The organism is Centipeda sp. (in: firmicutes), assembly GCF_057271695.1.
Genome location: NZ_DBHIVL010000003.1, coordinates 16,529 through 38,456, shown reverse-complemented (window position 1 = coordinate 38,456; position 21,928 = coordinate 16,529). Strand labels below are relative to the sequence as shown.

19 protein-coding genes are annotated in these 21,928 nt (G+C 49.5%); 3 read left to right on the top strand and 16 right to left on the bottom strand.

Annotated features, from left to right (window positions below; genetic code table 11):
- Positions 1-159 precede the first annotated feature (159 nt).
- The 16 genes from ACO6BQ_RS01175 to ACO6BQ_RS01100 all read right to left on the bottom strand — a co-directional run bounded on the left by ACO6BQ_RS01175 (position 160) and on the right by ACO6BQ_RS01100 (position 12,081).
- A complete protein-coding gene (locus tag ACO6BQ_RS01175) occupies positions 160-516 on the bottom strand; it encodes an HNH endonuclease signature motif containing protein (RefSeq protein ID WP_489118855.1) in 357 nt (118 codons plus the stop codon).
- Between the two features lie 135 nt (positions 517-651).
- The gene (locus ACO6BQ_RS01170; protein ID WP_009658151.1) at positions 652-1,092 is read right to left on the bottom strand and encodes a DUF1492 domain-containing protein; all 441 of its coding nucleotides are present in this window, start codon (positions 1,090-1,092) and stop codon (positions 652-654) included.
- Positions 1,089-1,301, bottom strand: a complete 213-nt coding sequence (locus ACO6BQ_RS01165) for a hypothetical protein (protein WP_489118853.1) — start codon at positions 1,299-1,301, stop codon at positions 1,089-1,091. The genes ACO6BQ_RS01170 and ACO6BQ_RS01165 overlap by 4 nt, the downstream gene beginning before the upstream one ends.
- Positions 1,298-2,644, bottom strand: a complete 1,347-nt coding sequence (locus ACO6BQ_RS01160) for an SNF2-related protein (RefSeq protein WP_489118851.1) — start codon at positions 2,642-2,644, stop codon at positions 1,298-1,300. Before ACO6BQ_RS01160 ends, ACO6BQ_RS01165 begins: the two co-directional genes overlap by 4 nt.
- Positions 2,631-3,128, bottom strand: a complete 498-nt coding sequence (locus ACO6BQ_RS01155) for an HNH endonuclease (RefSeq protein WP_489118849.1) — start codon at positions 3,126-3,128, stop codon at positions 2,631-2,633. Before ACO6BQ_RS01155 ends, ACO6BQ_RS01160 begins: the two co-directional genes overlap by 14 nt.
- 5 nt (positions 3,129-3,133) lie before the next feature.
- On the bottom strand, positions 3,134-3,814 hold the full coding sequence (locus tag ACO6BQ_RS01150) for an ORF6N domain-containing protein (protein WP_489118847.1): 681 nt from the start codon (positions 3,812-3,814) through the stop codon (positions 3,134-3,136).
- Complete coding sequence (locus ACO6BQ_RS01145; protein WP_489118946.1) at positions 3,807-4,088, bottom strand: PDDEXK family nuclease; 282 nt, start codon at positions 4,086-4,088, stop codon at positions 3,807-3,809. Before ACO6BQ_RS01145 ends, ACO6BQ_RS01150 begins: the two co-directional genes overlap by 8 nt.
- A 94-nt stretch (positions 4,089-4,182) precedes the next feature.
- Positions 4,183-4,329 (bottom strand): hypothetical protein, encoded by a 147-nt coding sequence (locus ACO6BQ_RS01140; RefSeq protein WP_489118845.1) that lies wholly within the window; start codon positions 4,327-4,329, stop codon positions 4,183-4,185.
- 275 nt (positions 4,330-4,604) lie between these two features.
- Positions 4,605-7,118, bottom strand: a complete 2,514-nt coding sequence (locus ACO6BQ_RS01135) for a YfjI family protein (RefSeq protein WP_489118843.1) — start codon at positions 7,116-7,118, stop codon at positions 4,605-4,607.
- Positions 7,112-7,936 (bottom strand): HNH endonuclease, encoded by an 825-nt coding sequence (locus ACO6BQ_RS01130; RefSeq protein ID WP_489118841.1) that lies wholly within the window; start codon positions 7,934-7,936, stop codon positions 7,112-7,114. The genes ACO6BQ_RS01135 and ACO6BQ_RS01130 overlap by 7 nt, the downstream gene beginning before the upstream one ends.
- The gene (locus ACO6BQ_RS01125) at positions 7,937-8,329 is read right to left on the bottom strand and encodes a DUF7768 domain-containing protein (RefSeq protein ID WP_489118839.1); all 393 of its coding nucleotides are present in this window, start codon (positions 8,327-8,329) and stop codon (positions 7,937-7,939) included.
- Positions 8,326-8,529, bottom strand: coding sequence for a hypothetical protein (locus ACO6BQ_RS01120; RefSeq protein WP_489118837.1), 204 nt, complete (start codon positions 8,527-8,529; stop codon positions 8,326-8,328). Before ACO6BQ_RS01120 ends, ACO6BQ_RS01125 begins: the two co-directional genes overlap by 4 nt.
- Before the next feature lie 110 nt (positions 8,530-8,639).
- The gene (locus ACO6BQ_RS01115) at positions 8,640-9,164 is read right to left on the bottom strand and encodes an RNA polymerase sigma factor (RefSeq protein WP_489118835.1); all 525 of its coding nucleotides are present in this window, start codon (positions 9,162-9,164) and stop codon (positions 8,640-8,642) included.
- Positions 9,165-9,832: 668 nt separating this feature from the next.
- Positions 9,833-10,720, bottom strand: coding sequence for a hypothetical protein (locus ACO6BQ_RS01110; protein ID WP_489118833.1), 888 nt, complete (start codon positions 10,718-10,720; stop codon positions 9,833-9,835).
- 288 nt (positions 10,721-11,008) lie between these two features.
- On the bottom strand, positions 11,009-11,209 hold the full coding sequence (locus tag ACO6BQ_RS01105; RefSeq protein WP_281522569.1) for a hypothetical protein: 201 nt from the start codon (positions 11,207-11,209) through the stop codon (positions 11,009-11,011).
- Positions 11,206-12,081: an XRE family transcriptional regulator gene (locus ACO6BQ_RS01100; RefSeq protein ID WP_489118831.1), complete on the bottom strand. Its 876-nt coding sequence runs from the start codon at positions 12,079-12,081 to the stop codon at positions 11,206-11,208. The genes ACO6BQ_RS01105 and ACO6BQ_RS01100 overlap by 4 nt, the downstream gene beginning before the upstream one ends.
- A 330-nt stretch (positions 12,082-12,411) precedes the next feature.
- Here ACO6BQ_RS01100 and ACO6BQ_RS01095 point away from each other — a divergent pair, with 330 nt between their 5' ends.
- The 3 genes from ACO6BQ_RS01095 (at position 12,412) to ACO6BQ_RS01085 (ending at position 21,928) form a co-directional block, all read left to right on the top strand.
- Positions 12,412-19,818, top strand: a complete 7,407-nt coding sequence (locus ACO6BQ_RS01095) for a two-partner secretion domain-containing protein (RefSeq protein ID WP_489118829.1) — start codon at positions 12,412-12,414, stop codon at positions 19,816-19,818.
- 19 nt (positions 19,819-19,837) lie between these two features.
- A complete protein-coding gene (locus ACO6BQ_RS01090) occupies positions 19,838-20,302 on the top strand; it encodes a hypothetical protein (protein ID WP_009438337.1) in 465 nt (154 codons plus the stop codon).
- 81 nt (positions 20,303-20,383) lie between these two features.
- A complete protein-coding gene (locus ACO6BQ_RS01085; protein WP_489118826.1) occupies positions 20,384-21,928 on the top strand; it encodes a hypothetical protein in 1,545 nt (514 codons plus the stop codon).

Below are 21,928 nucleotides of genomic sequence, written 5' to 3'. Positions count from 1 at the left end.
AATGCCCGTCGTTCCGCGCTGTGCATGGCTTCCCGCCGAAAATCACGCAGGTAAAACTTATCTCTCTAACTGGCCTAAAAGTTATGCGAATTTTTCTGTACGCCCCCTCCCCGGTCCAGTAATGGCGCGGTTTTAGAGATTTGACCGCCCCCTAGGGGTCTAGCGGTCACCACTGCCGCGCTGGTGAATCCGTTCATGACAGGAGACACAGAGCGACATCAAGTTGCCTTCGTCATGTGTGCCGCCCTCAGAAAGCGGCTTGATATGATGGACGAGCGTCGCAAGGACATATCTGCCCTGCTCTTTACACATCTCACAAAGCCGATGCCCCGCCAAGTGTCTATCTCGAATCCTACGCCATACGCTCCCATATCTCTTGTGCTGATCGTACCCACGAGCGAAGTGGTCGTAGTGTCGCTGCATAACTTTCTCGTGTGCCTCGCAGTAGCAACTCTTTCGGTCTGTAAGATTCGGACATCCTGTCATGCGGCAGGCTCGCTTCGGCTTTCTCGGCATCACGCACCTCCTCGTGGCATCAAAAAAGCCCTCGCGGAGAATTGCTTCTCCGAGAAGGCTGATTCCATATCCTATTTTCGCTGACTATCTCATATCACTGTCAACCCTATGAACGCAACGTGAACCTTTGTGAACTTATGTGAACTCAGATGCACTTTGCTGTCTTTTTTCCAAAATTTTTTCAACATCATCCAGAGCCTTGGCATGAATCTTATGCACCCATCGAATGCTGACGCTCATATCCGCTGCAATATCTTCCCATGATTTGAAGCTGTGGTAGCGACGCTCTAGCACCATCTGAGAGTTTTCATCCTCAACTTGCCAGATCGTATTCATGATCTCGAGTTTCAGATTGATCAGACGGTCGATGTCTGCATTGATCTCATCTTCCGTGTCGGTCAGACGAGCGATGATGGTTTCCATCCGCTGATTGTTCGGACTTGGACTCTTTGGCATGTCGCTGATGACGGCGCTCACATTTGTTGCCATGTCACGCAGCCGCGACACATGGGCGACCTTATCATTGATGCGTCGGTCAATGTTCCATGCCTGACTCAGATATTCTTTTGCTGTCATGCAAATTCCCCCTCCAACTTTTTAAGCAGCCATTCTCCATCTATACGCGTCAACTGTCCGAACCATGTGGAACGAAAGAACCGCTCTGTCTCAGAACGCATCGCTGCCGCCGCAACATTCTCTGCGTCTTTGGCAAGAGCCGTTCGTGCCCGCCGATAGTCTTTCGCCGCCTGTTCGACGATGGCATTTGCCAGAATCTCATAGTTCATGATGTTACCTCCGCTTTGACGGCTTCAATCAGTGCCACCTGTGTCTTGTCCTTCCGTTTCAAGGCACGGAGGATTCTCTCGTCAATCGTGCCCTCGGCAATGATGTGCTGCACCACCACTGTTTTCGCTGTCTGCCCCTGCCGATAGAGCCGCGCCACGGTCTGTTGGTAGAGTTCCAAGCTCCATGTAATGCCGAACCACACCAAGGTCGAACCGCCGCTCTGAAGGTTCAGCCCATGTCCTGCGCTTGCAGGATGGATCAGGGCAACGGGGATTTCTCCGCGATTCCAACAGTCGATTGACTCATCACTATCTAGCCTGACACACGGGACACGCTTTTCTATGCGCTCTGCATCATGTCGGAACCAATACGCAACGAGGAGCGGTTTGCCGTTCATGCTCTCGATGATGTCTTCCAACGCATCGAGCTTGCGGTCATGTATATGCAATGTCGTGCCATCGTCGGTGTAAACTGCACCGTTTGCCATCTGGGCGAGTTTCCCGGACAGGACACCGGCGTTTGCCGCCGTCACCTCGTCGCCCTTCATCTGCAAAACCAACTGCTCGCACATTTCGGTGTATATCTTCTTCTCAGCCTCATTCATGCGAACGCTGTATTCGCTCTCGATCAGCTCCGGCATTCTCAGATGGTCGGAGGCTTTCATGGAGATGGTTATGTCGGCAATCTTCTCATAGATTCGCTCCTCGGCTCCGGGCAAGGGAACGTAGGAGAACACCACCTGCCCGTTGCGCTTGTCCGGCACGAAGTAATCTTGCCGATACTTCGTGATGAACCGCCCCAAACGCTGTCCCATGTCGAGCACCTTGAACTCTGCGAACAAGTCCATCAAGCCGTTGCCGGACGGCGTTCCCGTAAGTCCGATGACTCTCTTTGCCAGAGGGCGAACCTTCATAAGTGCCTTGAAGCGCTTGCTGCTCCAATTCTTGAAGGACGAGAGTTCGTCGATCACGATGGCATCGTAGGCGAAGTCCGTTTTCTCCACAAGCCACGGCACATTTTCCCGGTTGATGATATAGAGGGAGGCTTGCTTGCAAAGAGCCTCCCTCCGCTCTTTCTCCGTACCGACTGCAACGGAATAGCGGATATGATTCAGATGCTCCCACTTACCGATCTCCTGCGGCCATGTGTTCCGTGCCACACGAAGCGGTGCGATAACGAGAACACGGGAAATCTCGAAGCAGTCAAAGAGCAGGTCATTCAGAGCCGTGAGGGCAATCACCGTTTTGCCTAAGCCGCAATCCAAAAACACAGCAGCGATTTTGTGGTGCTCGATAAAGTTTATAGAATATCGCTGGTACTCGTGTGGCTCAAACTTCTGCATCTTCTTCCTCCAATTTCTCAAGTTCCCTCAGAAACCATCTGTATTCGCCGTGGAATCTTGCATGCTCACTATTGCTGGCAAATACCTGTAGATTTTCTGAGGTGTTATTGTAGGGGTTGCCGTCTCTATGATGGACGACTTCGGTGGGAAGCAATTTTCTGCCAAGTATTTTTTCGGCTATCACACGATGGGCGGGTCTGCCGTATATTTTTGAATACCCTTTGCACTTTCCTTTGCCCAATCGAGATTTTCGCATCTTCGACCTCGTTTCAGGAGTCATTCTCATAGGATTTAATTGCCGGTTAAGCTCAGTCATATGTTTGCTGATGTTTTCATAGGGCTTAAAATCTCTATAGTGATGCGGATTTCGGTCTTTGCTACTGAAATCCGCCATGCATTGACGGCTGCAGAAATTATGTTGATGTATATGCGAGGGGCAACGTATCATTTCTTTGCCACAAAAATCACATTTGATTACAGGCATGTCAATCACCTCCTGAAAACTTCCTGCAGCACATCCACATGGTAGGTATTCACCACACCGTATTTGGCATCGTACTCCTTGCCGATGTGATAGCCCTGCTTTCTGGACATTGCCGAGGCTCTGCGTCCAAGCCTTGCGGCGGCATCCCGACCCACTCCCCGGATTCCCCTGAGGTTGGCATAGCCGATGATGGTATAGTGGTGCTGGTCGATGGTCATCTGCTTGGACTCGACCTCAAGAAGCCGCTCATCCACCTTGTCGATACGGGCATTTGCGACCTTGATTGCTTTTGCCTGTTCCACCATTCGCTGTGCACTGCACAGCAGGAATTCCTCGGGTGTCATGTTCCTCATAGGGTTGAAGTAGCTTTCTTCCAGCTCATCGAAAACATCCCATGCCCGCTCCGTTCCCAGCATCTTGCTGTGGCGCGCCGCGCCTTGTTTCGTCCAAAGAATCAGAGACGGTGCGCGACTCCCGACAACTGACTCGATATTTTCGAGTGAGTCCTTGAAAGCCTTGAGATCAGCACCTTCAAGTTTGAAGTAATGCTTCCCCTCAACGAATCGCGCCCTGTTGTTCTTAAAATTCTGCTGGATATGAATTGCCTTACAGCCATACGCTTCGGCAAGCTGCTCCGTGGTCATGACACGGATGCTGTTGTGTTCCAATACCGTAAGTTCATTCATGGCTGATGTCCTCCAATACGCCGTCAATTTGATTTATCTCGTCAATCACATACACCTTGAATCCAAGCCGCCGAAGCAGTCTGTGCCGTGCCAATTGAAGCGGTCTTGGCTTTCTGCCCGGTGCTTTGAGTTCCACAAATCCCATCCTGCCGCGAGGCAGAAGAACCAGTCGGTCGGGCATTCCATCGAATCCCGGTGAGGTAAACTTGGGTGCGATGCCGCCCATCGCTTTGACTTGTGCTACAAGTTCCTTTTCGATGGTTTTCTCACGCATTCCAATTAGAGGATTAAGGATATATTTATGCATGGGCGGTCTTCCTTTCTCGTATTGCGGCTCGGCCTTTACGGAGATGATGTCCCCGTTGACTTCAAGGAAATCCAGCACGGGCTGAATCTCTCCTACTCACTTGAACTGACGGCAACACCGCATTGCGTCCTGCGGTTAAACTTGGTGATGTTTTTTCGTACAGTGCCTGTAAAATACAATCAGCTTTTTGAAGCATGGTCGTTCCCATATCAATTCCTCCATTTTTGTCTTGGTGTCATTCCAAGAATTTTTCGCTATGACATTCCGTTTGTAGCCGTGAAGCCTTGTGTATCAAGGGATTTCAGTTTCTAGTCATTAAATTCATTTTTGTCTGCGGGGTTGGGAAAATTTCTATTTATGTACTGAAATAGAGTATAATAATAAATATCTTTTTTCTTTTTTCTGTGTTTCTTGACAAAAATGATGAAAATATTTTTTCCTTCTAATCCCTTGATTTGCAAGGCTTCATGGCATTTATTTTTGTCAATCTGAGGTAATGACAGTAGGTATGACAGACTGACGATAATATTCTTTCAGCCGTGGGTTGACGAGATACTTCGGCATGGGCGGTCTGCCCTTGCCTCCGCTCGGCGGAGTGGAAACCGAGATGATATAGCCGTAGTCCTCAAGAAAGTCCAGCACGGGCTGTATATCCTCGACGCGCTTGAATGTCTGACAGAACCGCATAGCCGTCCGACGGTTGAACTCGGTCAGCCCCTTCTCCGTTATCATTTTGAGGATACGGTTGGCGTTATGGAACATGGCGTTCTCTGGCAGGACATTGAAGATGGCCTGTGCGTGGTTTAGGAAATACTTGCCTAGCTTGATGGCATTTTCCATGGTCTCGCCGTCCATCACCAAAGGCTCCGGCTCGTCCAAGAATTCTTCGCTCCGATGAACATTTGCCCTGCACAGGAGTCCCGCTATCCGCAGGACATTCCCCGCCAGCTTGCCGCACCAGTCGGCAATTTCCGCATACTCCTTCACGAGTTTCGGCTCTAACTCTTGAGAGAACTCCTCCATAAGACTGTCTGCCTCGGCTGACAGGGTGATGATTTCCTGCCGATACTCATCCTTCAGCAGATTGAAGATACGCTGCTCATAAGCCTTATAGACTTCCTCCGGCACCGGCTTACTGCGATACCGCCTTGTTCCCACGGCAGAGGCGGGCATGGAGTAAAGAAATCTGGCTGTAAGCCCTCGCCCACGGAAGGTTTCGTTGGAGAGAACCTTGGAGATGACATTGGGTTGCGCCATTAAAAGCACCGTCAGTGTAGGATGCAGGATGTTCTCACTTTCCCTGCCGATTCGGTCTACCCGGATTTGGTCGCCGGAATAGCTTTTTAACATGACATCAATATTGACGGATTTGGAATATGCCCCGGCGAGGGTATCAAAGATTCCCGCCTCACTGGAGAGAAGTGCCATTCTGCCCTTGTTCTCCGACAGCACCGAAGCCAGTTTCTCCGGGGTAATATCATCGGCGAACAAGCGGAGGGGCTTTTTTACCTCGTACTCCGTGAGTTCCCGTGCGATTTCTTCCACATCGTCTTTAGTGGCTTTTCCCTTGGACACCTGGTCTTCCACGGTCTTTTGGCGGCGTTCCAAGATGCGTTTATGCATCCGACTGGTTTCCACTTCGGCAGCATGGATATGATTGTATTGGTTCTCGTAGTCGCTGACGGGCTTTACCATGGCGTGTTGCACAGCGGATTTTCTCTCGGACGGTGGAGCAATCTCCGTAAGGTAGATGTTGAGCGGCTCCGTCCAGTCCCGTTTTCCCTGTATCTTGTATTTCCCTTGGATGCTGGTGGCGATAACGCTGAGCGCGGCGCACCCTGCCATATCCACGGGTGTCTGTATGCTCTCGGAGATGGCGGCTACATAGTTTCGTATTTCGGCAGGGAGCGTGTCGATGGGAAAGGGCATAACGGTGTGTCTGCCGAAGGGGAGAGGTTCTTCCCAGCTTGAGTCCGCCGTCTCAAAGTCCTTTTTTGCTTGTTCTGCTTGCTCCTGTTGGAAGAGTTCCCTGACGGACACATCCTGCATGGCAAATTCCTGCATTTTGAGAAAAGCGTTCCGCTCGTCCAGATTCCCATAACGATGCCATTTCACCAAGTCAAAGGAGTTCAGGAGTTTCCCTCCTGCCATGTCTGTGGCATGGTGGCTGTAGACAAATTTGCCATCGTAGACCACCACGCCGCAGGAGCCTTCGCCGGGAATATAGTCATACCGCCCCTCCACCACGGAGGGAGCATAGACATCGGAGAGGAATTTGCTGATGACATTCTCGATGGGATAAATCCGGCAAAATGCTCCCACAATTCCTTTCTTGGTCAGAGGGTCTTCCTGCTTCTTTCCTTCATTCACCCGCAGTTTTCGCTCACGGCTTGAGATGGGGAGTGTGGAATAATCCTGCCAGTTGGGAAACCCCTCAAGAAACTTCATGGCATCAAAGAACTTGCCGTCCAGCACTTTGCAGATATACTCCCCATCTGCGGATGTGGTCGGCCAGTACATCAACTGATTGACCCTGTAGGAGCATTCGTCAAACATTTCAATGCCCCAATGGGCGGCGAAGTGTCTCGCTACCGCCACATAAGCATCCGGCGTGATTTCCTCCGCAAACGGAGCGATAATACGCACCCTCGGCATTTCGGGGGTATGGCTGTGCGTTGTGTAGAGAACGGCGGCATGATGCCATTCCCGGACAAAGAGGTCGATGAACCCCGGCTCGGCGAGATCGGCATCCATCGTGAGCATGGAGCGGCAGGTCACATTTTCCTTGCGTCGCCGCCCGTCTTTCAGGAATCCGCCCACAAATCCGCCCTTATCTTTGGTGGCTGTACGTTCTGCCTTGGTCATGGACTGATACTCGGCAACCGTCTCCTTGGTTCTGACGGTGGTTTCCAGTCTAGAACATAAGGCAGACCATTCGATTGTGCTGTTATTCCATGCCTTGGCATCACAGCTTTTCCCATAAGCAATCTTTAGCATTGGCAACCATCCCTCATGTAGTCGGCCACGGCGTTAAGCCGCTCATAATCCTCTGCCGTCAGGCACTGAAACCCGGCAAGGGGGCGAATCCCCGCCACCGCATCCAAGCCGCAGTAGTAAAGCACGGCTTCACGGAGGGAGGGGCCGAAGCTCTCGCCGTTGTCTTTACGGAGGGTCTGCAGCGTCCCGCTTGTAATACCAAGGTGAGCCGCCACATCCTTCCATTTTTCCCAAATGGCGTATTCCACCATGACGATTGCATGGAGGTTGGCTTGGATGTTGTTTCTGACATCATGCTCGATCTGCCGCAGGCAGATGGTGGCTACACGGTTGGTTATGGCGGTCAGCATCATATCCGTCCTGTCCTCCACGCAGTTAATGGAGTAGCGTTTGCGGCAAAGAGCGTCCACCGCTTTTTTGAGGCCACTCCAGTATTTCCTGCCATCCTGCGGCTGGCGCAGACGCATGAGCTCGTCAAAGTTCGTGCCCTTGAGCCAGTCGAACACAATGGGAGCAATCGCCGCCGCATCAGTACGCATGGCTGCCATGAAATTGTTACCTTCCGGCTTGCTTTGTTCCATCGCCCACGGGGTAACGTCAGGGTCGTAGATGTTCTCGGCTTTTTGGTGGCACTTGCGGCACAGGCTCACCAAGTCCTCCATCTTCTCATGCCCAAAACGGTCATAGGTCAGATGATGAACATCGGTGGCGGCATTGCCGCAGACCTGGCAGATATGATTGTCCAAATCCAAGCGGCTGTCGGCTTTGCTCCGCCACGCCTTGCTATGGATGTATTTTTCGTATGCTTGGTCACCCATTCACAGCACCTCCTCGCATTTTGTTGTGAAATAGCGGATGTTCTTCCGCAGTCTCTCGGCATGAGCAATCTCCGCTTCCATACCCTGCGTAATCCTCTCGCCGAACACCCAGACCTCGCCGCACAGCTTCATAAGCTCGAAGTTCATGAGCATCGCCTTTCCGCGCTCGTCAATCTCTGATATAAACTGTGGGAAATACAGGTGCGGCGCAAGGGGAATCCGTCCCCTGCTCACGGCGAACTTGCAGTAGTGCCTTGCCCGCATGACATTGACGCGCGGGTTGTCCCGATAGGGAGAGCAGATATAGGTAAACTGATTTTGTCGGAATACCTTGGTAAGAGCGGCATACGCCGTTGGGTCGGCGTAGCCCTCATGGTTTCTAAACTCGATCATTTCTCACACCGCACCTTTCGGCTGCATTCCGTGCAGCAGATCGCCGTACCAAAGAGGTCAAACTCCGCATCGCCGAAGAACTCGTTGAAATCGACGGGCACTTCCGCACCACAGCGCGGACAACGGCAGAATACATTCTCATCATTGATTTCTACCGTGACCTCCAACGCATCGCTGATCTTTTCCTTAACATAGAACATAAGATTTCCTCCCTTTGAAAACTGGTTAATCCCTGCAGGGCAGATCGCCCCCCATCCACTATCAGAACAGATGGGGATTGTGCCCCCTAAGTAGTAGCCACGGGAACGGGTCAAAAGGGACGTTTTTCAAAAATTTCCCTGAGTTTTTTCTCAGCCCGCTGCAGACGGTGATTCACAGTATTTGGCTTCTGCCCGATGGATGCGGCATATTCAATGCAGCTCATGCCGTCAAGATGAATGGCGATAATCATCTCGGCGTAATCGGGCTTGAGGGCAGCACGAATTTTTGTCCATAGTTCCTCATCGTCCCACTCCCGCTCACGGGCAAGCTCGTCCTTACGGAAGATACGGTCATCTACTACCTCACCCATCAGAGGCTCAGATGCATCCCGTTCGTCCAAGCCGTCCTCCGACTTGGCTTTGGATTCGCCACGATGACGGTCCAACTGATGCCAGTTGTTGTAATCCGGCCTGTTGAACTGTTCATCAAAGGCTGACTGCAGTTGTTTGCGCTTCTCCTCATCGCTAAGATCGGCACTGCTGCCAAGCGACAGGCTGACCCATAACTGGTCGGCAGCCACCGTATCAAGCTCCAAATACTGAAAACGATTTTCATAAATTACTCTAATTTTCATTGTTTCGCATTCCTTTCGTTCTTACCGAACGGCGGGATGCAAAACTACGCACGGGCTTTGGTGTCCGAAAAAGGGGCGCACAAAAGCACGGTGGGCGCGTACAGGATTCTGACAAGCTCGTTACCTGTCAGTATCCCTATTCGCATCCCGCCGTCTTATGGCCATCTCAGACAATAGGTTGATACATTCAAAGAAACTGGATTTGATTCTTCTTACCACCACCTTTAAAATCTTTCCCTACATAAAACGGACAGCTCGACCGGTTTTGGTCACCACTTATGAAGAAACTGTTCCGGGTATTTTCAGCAGAGGAAATCTTCCTCTTAATATCCCACTGGACACATTTGGGCGTGGCGGCCGAACTTTTTAGAAATATTTCCATGAACACAAAAAGGCCGGATGACGATAAAGCTCTCGCTTTACCCTCATCCGGCCATTCGGTAGCTCATAGCGGCTCCATTGCTCGGTATGTTGGTGTTATGTTCAGACTGCCCGTCGCCTCGATAATGTACGGTGTCCCGAATAGTTGAGTTTCACGATATTACGACAGTTGGGGCACTTGAGGGCCAAATTCACATTACCATTGGCATCAATATCTGCTGCCCTTTTCCCGCAAATGGGACACTTGAGCCGCGCCATAGCATTACGATTCATGATGAAATCTCCTCTCACCTATCAGCCATGCGGAAGAACTCAGACAGTCCCTCAACACCGGCTTCTTCTTCGATTTTCCTGCATATCTCCGGGTTGCTCTCCAAGAACTCGTGTACGCGCTGATACCAAATGTTGTATTCCGAAGCAATCGATTCATGCTCGAAAGCATCATCCGCTTTTTGTGCATCATATATATTCTTGGCGTTGGCATACCAGAGAATAGCATCATGCGCCCGTTTTTTTGCATGATCATCAAATTTCTTCAACATTTGAGCCAGTACATCGAAGTAATCTTCCTGCGATACAACATCCTCCAACACCTCATCGATGGTTTTTCCCTCAATGTCGATCTCGCGCTCCTTTCCTTGAAGCCCATACGAGCGATGTCCATCTTCATGCCTGACAACTACGTCACCTATGCCGATGTTCATGTCGAGCGCCAATGAGTTGTTGCGAAACATCTCTAAATTGCGGCTTAATTCAGAGACTTGAACTGCGGTAGGATATTTTACAGCCGCCGCTACGGCTGCGAGCCACTCATCCATTGTGACCTCATCGGTTTCATCGCTGATACAGGGCTGCATAATTAAAGGTTTCAGGCAATTAAAAAGCAAAATCGACATCAGGGACTTGTCGGTATCCACATTGCCGTTGAACCAATCGGCGATGATGTTATCCTCATCGCCACTGACAGCTGCGATGAGAATGTTACGTATAATGGGAGCGTCCGTAGATGGGACGACATTGTTTCCTTGGCGTTTAAACTCCGACTTGTCACAAAGAACGAGTTCCTGCTGAAGCTTCATGTACTTGTTACGGAGTAGCCGCATTTTTGCCTCGCTGTAGTCCTCCCAACCATAATGTTTGATGACATCCCTATAAATGTCCGATACCTTAACCATGAAAATCGCCTTCCTTTCGTTTGATGGTGCTAGTTTAACATTCCCTACCCTCTGCGTCGAGGAAATCAAATCGCTGCTTTTAATTCCGCAGGTGTATGTGACAGATCGACTGCATACGCCACGCTCCTTTCATTTACGAAAAAAGACCGAGATAGAATGATAGATACGCACCTTAATATTAGGTGCTCACTACGATCTACCCCGGCCTGTTACGCCTTCGAACTGCACGGCAGGTAAATGATATGTTCTCCGCAAGCCGGTCCCATACGCCTTTGATGGGAACCCAGCTTAAAAATTCACAACGTATGACGGCAACTTCTTCATAGAAGTCATTTGGAGCATTTCGTCAAGATAAGTGTACCCAACCACGGTTTTATTTTCACCGCTCCCCTTCACATACGTAAGGGCAATTTTTTGGTTCACGATTGCCAGTTCACCTTGCGGTTTCTTCAGTCCATGCGTTGTGTATAACATTCCCTCGGCAGTCATAAATCGCCTCCTAACCCAAAGTCATCAATATCAAACAAACCGTCTTCATTATCCAAGGTCCCATCCTCTACCGAAACAGTAAAGAACTTGTCCATAATCTTCCCCTCTTGACGTGGGAAGATAAACTCATCTGTCACTTTGAGCTTGTTGACATCAACAAGCAACAACGATACATCGTTCCGAAACTTCTGTTCACCGTATTCGGTTACGATATCCTCGAAAAAATCCCTGTCCAGTACAATGAATGAAAATCGTTGGGGCACTTCCTCCGGGTGAAAATATCCGATACTCGCATAGCGGGCAAGACGATCAAAAAATCTGCGACGATTCATCATATTGTTGCGGCGTTTGGTAAACTGTTCATCCGCATCTTCTCCATCTCTACGAGATATGAAATGTGATGCCGGAACAATATCCAATGCCCACAGACCGTTTTCACCAAACGATTCGCTTTCGCACAGGACATCAGGCATATATCCCATCGACTTTGATAGGCGAAGTTTTTTATGGTGATATACCGCCGCATTTACCCTGCGTGTTATTTCGGATGTAATAAGGTCGGTCACAGCAAGTTCCTGAAAACGCTGTTCGTTGATTCGAACACGTCCCACCGGCACCATGCCATTCGCGTCCATAAGGGCATCTAACGAAAGTCCGCTGCTCTGATCCGCATGCTGAAATATCGCCCACATTAAGGCCTCGGAACTTCCTCCAAGCATTTTTTTATTGGCAATCCTCGAAAGGGTAGACGGATTTACATTACACTCTTCGGCGAACTGCTTCATCGTTCTGCCCGGGCCTTTTGCTGCCTCAAGATACTGTGCAAGTCGATCCTTGTCTACCGCCTTTCCGCGCGTATATCCGGTTCCCATATAACCACACCCTTTCGTGCGAATAGATTTATTATAATTGATAATATACGCAACCACATATCAATCGTCAAGAACTTTTTACGCAAAATATGATAAAAATATAGATTTTTTGACTCGAACCATTAACCTTACTCTCCAGGAATAATCTCCTTATGAAATCAACCGCCGCAGGACTCCTTTCTGAAAAGACACAATCATACAAATTTGGCGAGAATTACTTCTTTCGTCTTATTGGAACAATGTCCTTGTAAGAATCTATTGATTCATGTTATCATCAATTTGCTTTGATCATTTTCATGTAGGGATATTGTTTCAAGGAGGACAAGGCAGATGAGAAAGAAAGACCTTGCCCGAAAGATCACGAGCTGGATCACGCTCGGTGTCTTTTCGATGCAGCCCATACTCACCTTTGCCGCAGAAATCCTCCCGGACACCTCCGCTCCGATCTCCCAGCAGCCGTTGGTGATGGAGACGGCGAGCGGGCATCCTCTCGTACAGATCACGCCCCCGTCTGCGGGCGGCGTGTCGATGAATCTCTATACGTTCTTTAACGTACCCGAACGTGGTGCGATCCTCAACAACAGCTACAATCTCTCCAATACGGAGCTTGCAGGGTATGTGCAGGGAAATCCGAACCTCATGGCCGGTACTGCACGTATCATCGTCAATGAAGTCACAAGTGCAAATCCATCCGAACTGCGCGGCTTTTTAGAGGTCGCAGGTGACAGAGCCGGTGTCGTTATTGCCAATCCGAACGGGATTTTGGCAGATGGTGCCGGCTTTTTGAATACGGCAAGAGTCACCCTTGCAACCGGCCGCACCGCGATGGATGCCGCAGGAAACCTCGCTGCACTGCGCATCAACGATGGCAAAGTCGTCATTACAGGAAATGGCCTGAGTGCAAAGGGCGTAGATTCTGCCGAACTCTATGCACGCGCCATCGAAATCAACGCAGGGCTTTGGGCAGAGCACGCAAAGATTGTCACAGGCGCAAATACGATCCGCTACGAGAGCGGCGACATCTCCCCCCTCCTTGATGCCGAGAACGCCCCCGCCTATGCCCTCGATCTCTCGGCAATCGGCGGTATGTATGCCAACCGCATTGAACTTGTCGGAACGGAAAGAGGTCTCGGTGTCAATCTTGAGGGGCAGATCACGAGCACACAGGCGACCTCCCTCGATGTGAACGGAAACCTGAGGACCTCCGGCAATCTCTATTCGGACGGAACAACTTCCATCCACGCAAAAGAAGCAGCAAACAGCGGAACGATATATAGTGTTGCAGATACTGATGTATCTGCAACAGCACTTCAAAATGATGGAAAGATCATCAGCTGTGCAAATACTACGCTCCAAGCAGATACGATCATCAACCGTGGAACGCTTGGGAGCAGCATTGCCCCCTCGGGCGTGGCAAATGCAAACGGCATCTTGACAATCGACGCAAAAACTCTTGTCAACTCTGACGCAAATATTCTCAGTGGAAATGACATCTCCATTACGGCAGACAATATTCATACCCAAAACGGTACGATTGCAGGAAACGGAGATATTTCAGCTGCGGCAGCGCAGCATCTGGATATTGAAAAGGCAACCTTGCAGAGCGGCAGGAACTTCTCTATACAGGCAGATTCGATGCCGCTCACGGGGAATATTTCCAGCGGCAAAGATTTATCCGTTACACTGAACAGCGATCTGACAAATGCCTCCGCTGCGGATTCCTTTGGAAATCTCCATGCGGACGGCAACCTTACGGCGAGGATCAATGGGGCTGTGTTCAATAGAAGGAACCTCTCAGCAGATAACACCTTGCATCTCACCGCAGCTGGAAATCTTGTCCAAGTCAAAGGCGGCAGCATCTCCGGGAAAAATATAAGCCTCACGTCGACAAACCTCTCCAACCAAGGACTCATTCAGGCAGATGAATCAGCCGAAATCAAAACAGCACAGCTAAAAAATGATGCCACGGGCAAAATCTACGGCGATACGGTTTCCATCCAAGCAAAGCATGTCGTAAACGAGAAGAACGCGCCCCTTGAATCCCGCCTCGCCGATGAGATGGCTGTCTTAAAGCAAAAAGCAGACCAACTGGAGGCGGCGCACCGCGTTGATGTGACAAGATTCACCTCATGGGGCGAGGTGAATGCGTATAAAGCAAACATCCATAACGCTGAACTCGCCTATGATGCACAACTGTCTGTAGTAGACGGAATCAAGGCAAAACTTGAACACCTCCCCTCTGGTGTCATTGCTGCAAGAAAAGATCTCTCTGTCACCGCAGATACCATTCGCAATTCAGGGAGCGCCCATCTTTATGCAGGGCAGGATATGGATCTTTCTGCCACGGAGGGACTTACGAATCGCGGCGCACGCATCGAGGCACAGGGCAGCATTCGTATTACTGCACCTGTGACGAAGAATGAGAATGCCGCCTTTTCTGCAAAGCGCGTCATCACCGAGACAAGAAACAATCCAACAAAACTTCGGATTGACGAATACGGTCACACCGAACGAGGTCAGGCATTTCCCGAATGGGAGTTTCGAGAGATTAACAGCGGATACGGTGCATATCACAGTTATGTCGCTCCGAAAGAGCTTCTGGAACCTGCAGAATATAAACCGATGGAACAGATTTCAGAGGAAGAACGTGCCGCCGGCGAGAAGCCCATTCCCGAGGAGCTGATCGGCACCATGACTCCGACTTATGCCTACGACGATCCGATCTTCAAGCAGTTCGGCATCACCTCCATGAACACGGAACGATCGGCAGCAGATGATCCCGCACGCGCTGCATGGGACACACAGTACAAAGGAATCCTCGCACAGCTCAACGAAAAGATCACGGCATATAATGCAGAGGCAAAGGCGTATAATCAAAAAATCGGTACTGCAGCAGGACAGAAAATCATTTACTTCAGCGTCATCCGCAGTCATTCGCTCATCTCAAGGGAAAGCGTTACCTCTACCTTGCCCGGCAGCATTCTAGCAGGTGGCAATATCCTCCTAAACAGTGCTGTAGAAAACGATGACAGCAATATTGTTGCGGGTGGTGCACTGCAAGCAACAGGTGCGCTCAAAGCAGATGCCGCAAAACAGCAGGAACTTACTGTCACCTTTGGAACGACGCAGGCTAGTTATACCGAAAGAAGGAACTGGCTCCATAAAGGAAAAGTACGGAAATATCACGGCATAGTCTTTATGACGCCTAAAATCACAAAGAGCAACGCCTCTCCCATTGGGATTCAGACCTATGAGGGCGGAAGCGCCGTCCCCGTCGAGCAGACGGATATCACGAATGCACAGAGAGAGCGTATCCAAAACGCCCTCTCCCCCTTCGGACTTGCGCCCTCCGATACGGCACAGACAGGCGATGACGAACAGACCGAACGGCTCTTTGTCAGTTCCCTTTATCGCGTGCACCCGGAATCCACGGCAAACTACCTCATCGAGACCGATCCTGCTTTTACGAACAAAAGAAGCTTCCTCTCCTCCGACTATATGTACCGGCAGATGAAGTGGGATCAGGATAAGGTTCCCAAACGCATCGGCGACGGATTCTACGAACAGCAGCTTCTCGCAGACCAAATCCTAAAACAAACCGGCAAACGCCATCTTGACGGCTATACCGATGATGAAACCGCATTCAAGGCACTCATGGATGCGGGTATTTCCTATGCCAAGGAAATGAACATCGCCCCCGGTGTCACGCTCTCCAAAGAACAGGTCGCATCTCTCACCTCGGATATGGTCTGGCTTGAGGAGCGCGATGTCTATGTAAACGGCAAAAAGGAACGCGCCGTCTATCCTGTTCTCTACACCAAGAACACGAACGGTCTGAGGCTCACGGCGGACGGCAGTCTCATCTCGGCAAAGAACATCGCCATCGAGACCAAGGACGCACTCAAGAATGCAGGGACTCTCTATGGTGAGAATATCCTTGCCCATGCGGGAGATATTGAAAACACCGGACTGATTCGCGGACAGAAGATCGGACTGAAGTCTGAGCGGGATATCCGTGTGCAGGGTTCTGTCATTGGCGATAAAGCCGTTGTCCTTGAAGCAGCGAATAATATTGATGTAAGCAGCACGACCGAGCGTCTTGCCCATCAGGATGTTCTGAATACGACCGCCGGGATCGCCGTCAAGGGCGATGAGGGCGTTCTTGTTGTGAGTGCAGGGAAGAATGCGGCACTTGCAGGAGCGACGCTTGAGGCACTCGGCAAAAATGGCAGTATCCTTCTCTCTGCAGGTGAAAACATCTCGCTTGATACCAAGAAACTCCAGAGCGAGAAGGATATGACGGCAGATGCCGCAAACTATCTTCGTACAAAGCGCGGTACGGAACTCGGCACAGAGATTCGCGCGGACGGGAACATCTCAATTGCCGCAGGAAACGACCTCACGGCACGCGCGGCAGATGTTGCGAGCAAAAATGGTACAACCTCCCTCTCCGCCGGAAACGATATATCCCTCACGGCAGGACGAGAGACATCCGAGGATCACTACGGCATTCGGTACAAAGAGAGCGATCTTCTATCGACAAAAACCACGACCATCCGCATTGACACGGAGTCAGATACCGCACGCACGACGAATATTACGGGGCAGAATGTCAACATCGCGGTAAAACGTGACGCAACCTTTACGGCAGCGAATATTGCTGCGGACAGCGATGTAAACATCGCCGCCGGACGGAATTTCTCTGCCCTCTCGGCAGAGAACTATTCGCATACGGAAAACTACAAAGAGGTCAAGAAGTCCGGCATCTTCGGTTCTGGCGGTGGACTCGGCTTCACCATTGGAACACAGCAGACAAAGACCACACGTGACAGCGATGCCATTACCCAGCAGGGGACGAATATCGCGGCACTTGGTGGAAATGTTGCCATCTCTGCCGGGGAGAAGGCACATATCTCATCGAGCAATATCCTCGCGGACAAAGATGCAACCATCACAGCGAAGGAAACGAGCATCGATGGCAAGTATAACATCTACCGCGAGAGCATCACGCAGGAAAGCAAGACGACAGGTCTTACTGTCAGTTTCAGCCACGGACTCCTCGATCTTGGTCAATCGCTCTATGCACCGATCAGCCGCATCGGCGAGGTGCAGGACGACCGACTCAAAGCCGTATATGCCTACCAGACGGGACGGATGATTCACGACGCGTTCAAGAAAAACCCGCTGACAAACGCAACATTCTCCCTCAATGTCAGCTTTGGTACGAGTAAATCCTACAGCCGCATGGAGAATACGACCCACGAATACGCAGGAAGCCGTATCGCGTCGGGCGGGAATACCAATGTCACCGCAGGAGAGCGTGATCTGACCGTCACGGGTAGTGCCATCACAGGACGTGATGTATCTCTTACGGCAAAGAGCAACGTGCGTCTTGAAGCGGGTGAAAATACAAGCATCACCACAACGGAGAACAAATTCAGCTCTGCAAGCATCGGCGCCTCCTTTACCCCGCAGGGACTGTCGAACATCAGCATCAACGCGAACAAAGCCAACGGGAACAGTAAAGAATCTCTTACCGCCTACTCCCCTGCCCTCGTTTCCGCAGAGAACAATCTCAGCCTCACATCCGGCAAAGACATGGACATCATCGGGAGCAAGACACAGGGAGAGAAGATCACCGCAAAGGTCGGCGGGAATCTGAACATCGAAACCTTGCAGGAGAAGGAGACCTACGAGGAACAAAACTCTTCTACCGGCTTTGGTTTCTCGTGGAACGTCAACTTCTTTGATAAAACCACCGATAAACTTGTTGCGCCAGGTTCTAAAAATGCCTATCGCAAATTTTCTATGCCCAACATCGGAGGTTCCTTTAGTAAAGGAAATGTTGACTCCCACTATCGCAGTGCACGCGATCAGGCAGGATTCTTCGCAGGAAGCAAAGGCTTTGATATCTACGTAGAAAAGAATACCGATCTAAAGGGTGGACTGATCGCGAGCAACGCAACTCCCGACAAGAACCATCTCTCAACGGGTACACTCTCCTTTAGCGATCTCAAAAACGAAGCCGATTACAGTGCAAAGAGCATCGGGGCATCCTACCACAAATACGGCAACTTTGAGAACATGTCGAAGGATGAGCAGGACAAAGTCTACAACACCAAAGGACTTGCGCCGAACCTCTCCATGCCCGTCAAGGGGGATGCAAGCAGCACAACGAGGTCTGCCGTTGCCGCAGGAACTATCGATATCCGCGAAAATCCAACTCAGGATATCTCTGCCCTTAGCCGTGACACGGTAAACTCGCTAAACGAACTCGGTAAAATCTTCGACAAGGCGAAAATCGAGGAACGGCAGGAGCTTGCCGCCGTATTCGGTGAGGAGGCATTCCGTCTCTTACACAACATGAAGGATGACGGCAGCGGACGCAAGATTGCCGCGCATGCCATCATCGGCGGAATCATGAGCCAGATCACAGGAGCCGGCTTTGCTTCGGGTGCCATCGGTGCAGGACTCAACGAAGCACTCATCAAGAGCCTGAAGGGACTAGACCCGGGCACAGCACAAATCGTCAGTGCCGTTATCGGCGCAGCTGCGGCGAAAGTCGCGGGTGGGAATGCACAGGCAGGTGCGAGTGCGGCGGCGGCAGGAACGAAGTGGAACAAATATGAAAAGTTGCCGAGAATCAAAGAGCAACTTGAACATCTTCCTGAACAGGAGATTTATCAGTCTTTAAGAGATGGAGACTATATTCTTCTTTACGATTTTGAAGAAAACAGATACAGCGTCTGCATTGCGGTGAATAATAAGGGCGAGGCTTGGGATATCCCTCTTGGAGATCATGGTTATAAAGTCAAAATACCTGAATCAGGTGATGTACCTTATACTGTTTATGATGGAAATGTAACTGGTGCACAACAAGATGATATGTTTCGAGACAGAAAATATATCGGTAAACTTATACCAGCAACAGGAGAATCTGTCCCATTAAAGGAACAAAAGGATCAAACAAACTCTTTCAAGGAGTTTGCTGCTGTTGCACATGAAGGATTGGATTTGGCAGGATATGTTCCCGGTTTTGGTTCTGCAGCGGGAGCAGCAGAAACGGTCCTATATCTTGCAGAGGGAAATTATAGCACTGCGATACTATCTACCGCAACAATCATTCCCGGAGCAAAATATATTAAAGCTGCAAAGAAGCTTGCTGATGTGCCAGGAGTTTCCCGCCTCATAAGGACCGAAAAGAATGTTCCAGTGCGTTTGCCGGCAGGAAAACCGGCCTCTTCTTCTATACCGCTGGAAGATCTTGGAAGGATAAAGCCTGGCTCAAAAGACATATACATGCCGGATGGCAAGTCTCTACGCCCCAATATTCAATATAAGGCGGGAGAATTCGAGTATTTGTATAAGACCGATGAGGCAGGGCGTCTCAGCCAATTCAAGACAGACAATCTTCAGCTTACTGAACGTGATAAGAGGCTCAGGCACAACCCGAATACTCCTGGCAAACAAGAAGGAGACCAAGCAGCTCATCTTGCGGCAGATCGTTTCGGAGGTTCACCAGAGCTCGCGAATCTGGTATCTCAGAGTTCACATGTAAATCTGAGCACGTACAAAAAACTAGAGAACGAGTGGGCAAAAGCTATTAAGGAGGGAAAGAACGTACAAGTTGAAGTAAATGTGATATATGAAGGGGCTAGCAAAAGGTCAGCAAAATTCGTTATTGTACACACGATAGAAGGTAAAGATTCTGTAAAAACAACGATTTTAAATAAATGACAATTAAAGGAGACAGATTATGAAAAACGATTTTGAGGAGAAGTTTACAGAATATCAAGCAGATATGGTATCTATATGTCTTGAGTATGTTGATTGGCGTGCAGATGCTATATATATATACTGCTCATATGAAAGTAATACGATTTATGGTGATTGTTTTTTTGAAATTACTAAAAAAGTTGTAAAGAAGCACCAACTTAATGATATCAAAGGAAAGGAGAAAGGCTTTGAATATGATGTATCTGAAGAGCGACAAAGAGGTCTATTGGATATTATTTCTGAGGACATAGAAAAAATTTATACACTTTGCATGAAATATGGAAAAGACATGCCGACAGAAATGAAACTGGTATATGATGTAAAAAAGAATAGCCTCAAAGCAGACTACTGCTATGAGAATCTATGGACAGATTCTGAAACAAAATTAGGATTACATATTTGCGAAGAATGGTTTGAGGAGGTCAAGAAAAAAGAGGAAGGTTGAGTTAGCGATCTCAAAAATGAAGCCGATTACAGTGCAAAGAGCATCGGGGCATCCTACCACAAATACGGCAACTTTGAGAACATGTCGAAGGATGAGCAGGACAAAGTCTACAACACCAAAGGACTTGCGCCGAACCTCTCCATGCCCGTCAAGGGGGATGCAAGCAGCACAACGAAATCTGCCGTTGCCGCAGGAACAATCGACATCCGTGAGAATCCGGCACAGGACATCTCTGCCCTCAGCCGTGACACAACAAACGCACTGAACGAACTCGGTAAAATCTTTGACAAGGCAAAAATCGAAGAACAGCAGGAACTTGCCGCCGTATTCGGTGAGGAGGCATTCCGTCTCTTGCACAACATGAAGGACGACGGCAGCGGGCGCAAGATTGCCGCACATGCCGCTATCGCTGGTCTGATAACTCAAATCACGGGCAACGGCTTTGTTTCGGGTGCCGCCGGCGCGGGACTCAACGAGGCGGTCATCAATAACCTCAAAGGGCTTGATCCTGGTCTCGCCCAGGCGATTAGTGGTCTGCTTGGCGCTGCCGCCGCAAAAGTTGCCAGCGGGAATGCAATGGCAGGAGCATCTGCGGCGATTAGCGGGACGAAGTGGAATCTGCTGAGTAAAACCGATTATGATGAAATGACCCGTCTCCTGGATAATGCCAAGACCGATGCAGAACGACAAGCAATTAAAGAAGAGTATGAGAAAAAAGATAAAGAACAGGAGGAAGAGGAGGCGGCAAAAAGAGCCGAATTAACTCGTGTAGGAACGATTCCTGAATCGAGAATTGTTGATATTCTTAACAAAAAATATTCAGGTTATGTCTCCCTTCAGGATGGTATTCCTGTTTATCGAACACCTTCTGTGACAGTATCATCATTACATACTGTATTTGATCTAGCAGGCTTCTTCGGTCCTATCGGATCTTTTGCTGCTGGTGCAGATGCTGCCTTATTCTATTTGGAAGGAGACCATGAAGCTGCTGGGTGGGCAGCGACATCAGCCATCCCCTTCATGAAACTTGAAAAAGGTGCTGTGGCTATATTTAAGAGAGTACAACCTACGCTTTCACAGATTGAAAAAATCGCAAAAGAAAGAGTTCTATTAACATCAGCAGGAAAATTCAAGGAACAAGAATTAGAAAATGGGTATCTCACCTATATTGCCAGAAAAGATAAGCAAGGAAAGCCTCCACGTGATCGTATCGACTGGAAGGAGGCACATGATTACTGGTTATATGATTCTCCGATGGCACGGGGAAATACCTTTAATGAAACGGCAAGAGACAACAAATGGTATCTGTATAATGAAGTCCATTTGGAAAATGGAAAGCGTTTAGATTCCTACGATCCTGTGAAAGGAGAGATTGTATCTCGAAAAGCAACAGATCTGGAGATGATAGACGTGAAAACCTTTGAACAGTATCTAAAGGAGTTGAGGGATAAATATCCAGCTGGCACAAAGATACGTTCAGATAAATATCAAGAAATTGATGGACAACATTTGCAGGGAAAACAAATCCTAGAAATTCCTGCATCCAATCAAACTTTTGAAAAAATTGATGAGTACAAAGCGATAGCCAAGCGCTATGACGTTGAGATCCGCTTTAGGGAGGAATAA

Excerpts from the sequence above, each read along its gene's own strand:
- ACO6BQ_RS01175 (WP_489118855.1), bottom strand. The coding sequence starts at position 516 with ATGCCGAGAAAGCCGAAGCGAGCCTGCCGCATGACAGGATGTCCGAAT.
- ACO6BQ_RS01170 (WP_009658151.1), bottom strand. The coding sequence starts at position 1,092 with ATGACAGCAAAAGAATATCTGAGTCAGGCATGGAACATTGACCGACGC.
- ACO6BQ_RS01165 (WP_489118853.1), bottom strand. The coding sequence starts at position 1,301 with ATGAACTATGAGATTCTGGCAAATGCCATCGTCGAACAGGCGGCGAAA.
- ACO6BQ_RS01160 (WP_489118851.1), bottom strand. The coding sequence starts at position 2,644 with ATGCAGAAGTTTGAGCCACACGAGTACCAGCGATATTCTATAAACTTT.
- ACO6BQ_RS01155 (WP_489118849.1), bottom strand. The coding sequence starts at position 3,128 with ATGCCTGTAATCAAATGTGATTTTTGTGGCAAAGAAATGATACGTTGC.
- ACO6BQ_RS01150 (WP_489118847.1), bottom strand. The coding sequence starts at position 3,814 with ATGAATGAACTTACGGTATTGGAACACAACAGCATCCGTGTCATGACC.
- ACO6BQ_RS01145 (WP_489118946.1), bottom strand. The coding sequence starts at position 4,088 with ATGCGTGAGAAAACCATCGAAAAGGAACTTGTAGCACAAGTCAAAGCG.
- ACO6BQ_RS01140 (WP_489118845.1), bottom strand. The coding sequence starts at position 4,329 with ATGGGAACGACCATGCTTCAAAAAGCTGATTGTATTTTACAGGCACTG.
- ACO6BQ_RS01135 (WP_489118843.1), bottom strand. The coding sequence starts at position 7,118 with ATGCTAAAGATTGCTTATGGGAAAAGCTGTGATGCCAAGGCATGGAAT.
- ACO6BQ_RS01130 (WP_489118841.1), bottom strand. The coding sequence starts at position 7,936 with ATGGGTGACCAAGCATACGAAAAATACATCCATAGCAAGGCGTGGCGG.
- ACO6BQ_RS01125 (WP_489118839.1), bottom strand. The coding sequence starts at position 8,329 with ATGATCGAGTTTAGAAACCATGAGGGCTACGCCGACCCAACGGCGTAT.
- ACO6BQ_RS01120 (WP_489118837.1), bottom strand. The coding sequence starts at position 8,529 with ATGTTCTATGTTAAGGAAAAGATCAGCGATGCGTTGGAGGTCACGGTA.
- ACO6BQ_RS01115 (WP_489118835.1), bottom strand. The coding sequence starts at position 9,164 with ATGAAAATTAGAGTAATTTATGAAAATCGTTTTCAGTATTTGGAGCTT.
- ACO6BQ_RS01110 (WP_489118833.1), bottom strand. The coding sequence starts at position 10,720 with ATGGTTAAGGTATCGGACATTTATAGGGATGTCATCAAACATTATGGT.
- ACO6BQ_RS01105 (WP_281522569.1), bottom strand. The coding sequence starts at position 11,209 with ATGACTGCCGAGGGAATGTTATACACAACGCATGGACTGAAGAAACCG.
- ACO6BQ_RS01100 (WP_489118831.1), bottom strand. The coding sequence starts at position 12,081 with ATGGGAACCGGATATACGCGCGGAAAGGCGGTAGACAAGGATCGACTT.
- ACO6BQ_RS01095 (WP_489118829.1), top strand. The coding sequence starts at position 12,412 with ATGAGAAAGAAAGACCTTGCCCGAAAGATCACGAGCTGGATCACGCTC.
- ACO6BQ_RS01090 (WP_009438337.1), top strand. The coding sequence starts at position 19,838 with ATGAAAAACGATTTTGAGGAGAAGTTTACAGAATATCAAGCAGATATG.
- ACO6BQ_RS01085 (WP_489118826.1), top strand. The coding sequence starts at position 20,384 with ATGTCGAAGGATGAGCAGGACAAAGTCTACAACACCAAAGGACTTGCG.